The sequence below is a fragment of the Curtobacterium sp. B8 genome, assembly GCF_000333315.1.
Lineage (GTDB): Bacteria > Actinomycetota > Actinomycetes > Actinomycetales > Microbacteriaceae > Curtobacterium > Curtobacterium luteum.
Window position 1 is genome coordinate 1 of record NZ_BACW01000375.1, and the last position, 2,818, is coordinate 2,818.

A 2,818-nucleotide genomic window follows, 5' to 3' on the forward strand; every position below is an offset into this window, starting at 1 on the left:
GCCCGTTCGAGCTCCCGCTGCAGCAGGGGCAGGTTCTTCGCCGTGTAGTCGTCGACGGCGTCCTCGATGATCGTCGAGATCCGGCCGATCAGTGCGTGCTGGACGGCGTGCGGGACGTCGGGGCCGAACCCCGCGGCGCGGGCGATCGGCGAACCGGTGCACTTTCGGCAGATCCTCGTTCGCGGGCGGGCGGTGCCGATCTGCCACCGCGGCAGCCACCGCAGCCACACGTCGACGGCGCTGCGCACGCGACCGTCGATGCCGTCCATCCCCCAAGACTAGGCCGACGCGCCCGAGCCGGCAGGGACCGACGCGACGCGGATCCGCCGGGGCCGACTCCCGCCCCGTGGTGCGCCGCCACGCACGGTGCGACCACCGCCCGGCACGGTGCGAGATCCCGCGCACCGTGCGAGGTCGTTCGGCTCGCACCGTGCGGGAAACCTCGCACGCTCCGCCCGGCAGGCAGCGGCCTGGAGGCACGGCACACGTCCCCGAGGCGGGCTCCCGTAACGGGACGCGCGCCGCCTCGCACGGTGCGACCACCGCCCGGCACGGTGCGAGGTCCCGCGCACCGTGCGAGGTCGTTCGGCTCGCACCGTGCGGGAAACCTCGCACGCTCCGCCCGGCAGGCAGCGGCCTGGAGGCACGGCGCACGTCCCCGAGGCGGCTCCCGTAACGGGACGCGCGCCGCCCCCACGGCGGGCGCCGCCCCGCCGGGTGCGAGGTCGTCAGGCCCGCGGCTCCGTCACGAAGTCGATGAGCTCCTCGACGCGGCCGAGCAGCTGCGGCTCGAGGTCGGCGAACGTCCGCACCTGCCCCAGGATCCGCTGCCACGCACGCGCGATGTCGGCCTGCTCGGAGTACGGCCACCCGAGGTGCTGGCAGATGCCCTTCTTCCACTCGATCGAGCGCGGGATCGTCGGCCACGCCTCGAGGCCGAGCCGCGCGGGCTTCACCGACTGCCAGACGTCGACGAACGGGTGCCCGACGACGAGGACGTGGGCGCCCCACTTGCCCTGCATGACCGCGGATGCGAACCGGGACTCCTTCGACCCCGGGACGAGGTGATCGACGAGGACACCCACCCGCCGATCGCGCGACGGCTGGAACTCGTCCAGCACCGAAGCGAGGTTGTCGACGCCGGAGAGCTCCTCGACGACGACGCCCTCGACGCGGAGGTCCGACCCCCAGACCTTCTCGACGAGCTCGGCGTCGTGCTTGCCCTCGACCATGATCCGCGACGGCAGCGCCACTCGCGCGCGTTGCTGCTCGACCGCGAACGAACCGGACGCGGTGCGGAGGCGACCGCCGTCGGACGCGTGCCGGACCGCCGGGGCCGCACCGGGCCTCCCGGCCATGGTTGCAGCCGCGGCAGACCGCCCAGCCGCACCGGTCCCGCCGCTCGCCCGGCGCCCGACCGGCGCCTGCGGCCGTCCGAGCGTGACGAGCTCACCCTCCAGCAGGAACTGCCCCGTGAACGGGAACGAGCGGGTGCGGCCCTTCCAGTCCTCGAGCTCGACGTTGCCCGCCTCGAGCCGCACGACGGCCCCGGCCCAGCCCGTCGCCGGGTCCTCCAGGACCATGTCGCGCTCGAGCGGCACCTGCCGCACCTTCTTCACGCCCCGCGAGCGCCAGTCGCCCGAGAGGACGTCGTTGCCGTACCGGTCGTCGTCCACCCGCAGGAGCGTAGTGTCGATGCGGCCCCGGACGACGTCGACCGGCCGATCACCCCACATCCACCCGACGGAAGAGGCACACCGTGCGCGCAGCGATCATCCACGCCCCCGAGGACATCCGTGTCGAGGACCGCGACCAGCCGACCATCATCACCCCGGACGACGTCGTCGTGCGGGTCGTCGCGGCCTGCGTCTGCGGGTCCGACCTCTGGCCCTACCGCGGGGTGACCGAGACGAAGCGCCCGCGCCCGATCGGCCACGAGCTCGTCGGCACCGTCGTCGCGGTCGGCGACGACGTGACCGACCTGGAGGAGGGCGACTTCGTCATCTCCCCCTTCACGATGAACGACGGCACCTGCCAGGCCTGCCGTCACGGCATGACCACCGGGTGCGACCACCTCTCCGGCTTCGGCGGCAACGACGCCTACGGCCACCCGGTCGGCGGCGCGCAGGCGGAGTACGTCCGCATCCCGGACGCCTCGGCGACGCTCGTCAAGGTCCCGGGCCCGGTCGACCCGGCCCTCGTGCCGTCGCTGCTCACCCTCTCCGACGTCTTCTCAACCGGGCACCACGCAGCGGTGTCGGCGCAGGTCGGCCCCGGGCGCACCGTCGTCGTGGTCGGCGACGGCGCCGTCGGGCTGTCGGCGGTGCTGGCCTCGAAGCGCCTCGGTGCGGAGCGGATCATCGCGATGAGCCGCCACGCGGACCGCCAGGCCCTGGCCCGCGAGTTCGGCGCGACGGACATCGTGGCCGAGCGCGGAGCCGAGGGCGTCGCGGCCATCCGGGAGCTGCTCGGCGGCGACCTGGCGGACTCGGCGGTCGAGGCCGTCGGCACCGAGGAGAGCATGGACCAGGCGCTGCACTCGGTGCGTCCTGGTGGGGCGCTCGGGTTCGTCGGGGTGCCGCACGGCGTGCCGACGATCGGGACGCGCTACCTCTTCGACACGAACATCTCGATCGCCGGTGGCATGGCCCCGGCGCGGAAAGTACATCCCCGAGCTGCTGCCGGACGTGCTCTCGGGCGCGATCGACCCCGGGCGTGTGTTCGACCTCGAGCTGCCGCTCGACGAGACCGCGGAGGCCTACCGGGCGATGGACGAGCGTCGCGCGATCAAGGTGCTGTTGCGGCCGTAGGTGCGGGC

Annotated in this window: 1 protein-coding gene and 2 pseudogenes; 1 reads left to right on the forward strand and 2 read right to left on the reverse strand. The window is 73.8% G+C overall.

What is annotated here, in order from left to right:
• Positions 1-269 (reverse strand): annotated as a pseudogene (locus I59_RS09780) (spermidine/putrescine ABC transporter substrate-binding protein); the annotation flags it as partial.
• Positions 270-728: 459 nt separating this feature from the next.
• The gene (locus tag I59_RS09785; protein ID WP_031273537.1) at positions 729-1,676 is read right to left on the reverse strand and encodes a DUF3097 domain-containing protein; all 948 of its coding nucleotides are present in this window, start codon (positions 1,674-1,676) and stop codon (positions 729-731) included.
• Between the two features lie 83 nt (positions 1,677-1,759).
• Here I59_RS09785 and I59_RS19665 point away from each other — a divergent pair.
• Positions 1,760-2,810 (forward strand): annotated as a pseudogene (locus I59_RS19665) (zinc-dependent alcohol dehydrogenase family protein).
• Positions 2,811-2,818 lie beyond the last annotated feature (8 nt).